Genomic DNA, 1769 nt, shown 5'->3' on the forward strand with positions numbered 1-1769 from the left:
GTATTTACGCTGATTGTTAATAGCTTACCTATCCGCTTACTTTTACCTATACATTCAATTCGTCGAGGACAGTTGCGGCAGATCTCACTCCCAAAGCTATAGTTCAGTAATTTCACCGTTTTACCATTTCGCTCACGGGTTTTGGATTTTACTTTTACTGTTTCATTTCCCATAACACAAAACCATTGATCACTGTCCTTGTTGTAGCTGTATAACTCTTCATCAATCTTGTAAGCGCTGGCACTTACAGGTATAAAGGCTTAAGCTTGGATTTCCTTGATCAAGTTTTAATGGTGTTGGCTTCAATATGGGTAGTATCAACACTTTCGAGGGGACGGTTCTCTTGACACTTTGATTATCGTCGCTGTATAAAGTGATACTGCTGCCAGGAACTTTGTCCTTAAAGCACCATAGCTGTAAAGGTTCCTCTATTACGGCAGGACATTGACAGCATAAGACATTAAATAATGTAATCTATTTTTGCTTCCGGGAAAAAGGCTGGTACAGCCTGGGAAAAGTAATTTTGGATGGATGTCATCTGTTCGGGCGGATACACGTATTTGCCATAACCGAATTGTCCGTATTTGTACTTGCGTTGGCTTTCATCCATAGGCAGACTGCTGGCAGGATATACGTCCATAATCGTATTTTTGGCACGGCTAGTGAAGCGGTGGGAGATGATTTCAAAACGAATACTGTCATTGCTATGTCTGCTCAGATGCTCTTTCAGCTCGTTGAACATGGCCTGATATTGTGATTCCCAGCCGTCAAACAAGATGACCGGGCCGATGATAAAGCCCAGGGGATAACCGGATTTGACTACTTTGGCAGCGGCCTGCAAACGTTTCTGCAGGGGCGGGGTAAAATGTTCGTAGTTTTGAATGATATGATCCGCATTGATACTGAATCGAATCATGGTATGCCCCTGGTGATCAATATTTAAGAGGGAGTCCACGTCGTCATACTTGGTAACAAATCTGAATCGGCTGTGTTCCTGCCTAGCCAAGAATTGAATGGTATCTGCCAGGGAATGGGTATAAGGTTCAACCGGTAGGGGATCAGAGGTGGCTGCCCCCTCAAAAACGGTTAGGTCCGGTTTCCTTGACTCAATATAACTGAACGCCTGGTTAAGTATTTCTTCCAAATTAACATAAACTCTTAGGTAAGGATTCTTCCCAAATTGGGTATTCAGGTAACAATACTCGCATTGTCCCATGCAGCCTGTTACCAGGGGAAGCTGATAATGCGCAGAAGGTTTGCAGCTTTGAAAGTTGAGCGTCTTGCGGATGCCTACCACCAGGGTTTGTTTACTGGCTCGATAAGCATCTTTTGGTGAAGCTCCGGGAGAATGGGGAATTCTTTGCCGGGGCTTGAGCATATTGATGTTAACCCCGGGATGGGCTTTAAACCACTGTAATATTCTTTGGGCCATGGGGTAATCCAGAGATCCGGATTCAAAAAAAACCCGCTGTGGTACAAAAGGCATCTTATATACCCGCCTTCGATCATTTAAGTATCATTATTCCCCCATCTGCTGATTTGAATACGGTGTCAACGGGACGGTCCGAGACCACTGAAAAAGTCCATTTAAAGCACAAAAAGCATACCCTCCTGTGGTATAATTTGGTTAGCAAAATCAAAATTAACTAAAGGAGGTATGCTTTTTATGTTAGTTAAAAACGTCTTTAGACAAAACAGCTTCTATACCGCATTATACCAAATGATTCCGGATAATCACATACTTAAACAAATAGATTCCGCCATAGATC

1 protein-coding gene and 1 pseudogene are annotated in these 1769 nt (G+C 43.0%); both read right to left on the reverse strand.

Annotation, left to right across the window (positions count from 1 at the left end):
* Positions 1–287, reverse strand: a pseudogene (locus AAV90_RS14660) (IS5/IS1182 family transposase); the annotation flags it as partial.
* A 173-nt stretch (positions 288–460) separates the two neighbouring features.
* Positions 461–1486, reverse strand: coding sequence for a spore photoproduct lyase (splB, locus tag AAV90_RS05465; RefSeq protein WP_046496451.1), 1026 nt, complete (start codon positions 1484–1486; stop codon positions 461–463).
* Positions 1487–1769: the final 283 nt, after the last annotated feature.

Source organism: Syntrophomonas zehnderi OL-4, assembly GCF_000983115.1.
In the GTDB taxonomy this organism is placed as follows: domain Bacteria; phylum Bacillota; class Syntrophomonadia; order Syntrophomonadales; family Syntrophomonadaceae; genus Syntrophomonas_B; species Syntrophomonas_B zehnderi.

Coding starts and splice junctions, on each gene's coding strand:
- splB (WP_046496451.1), bottom strand. CDS start 1,486: ATGCCTTTTGTACCACAGCGGGTTTTTTTTGAATCCGGATCTCTGGAT.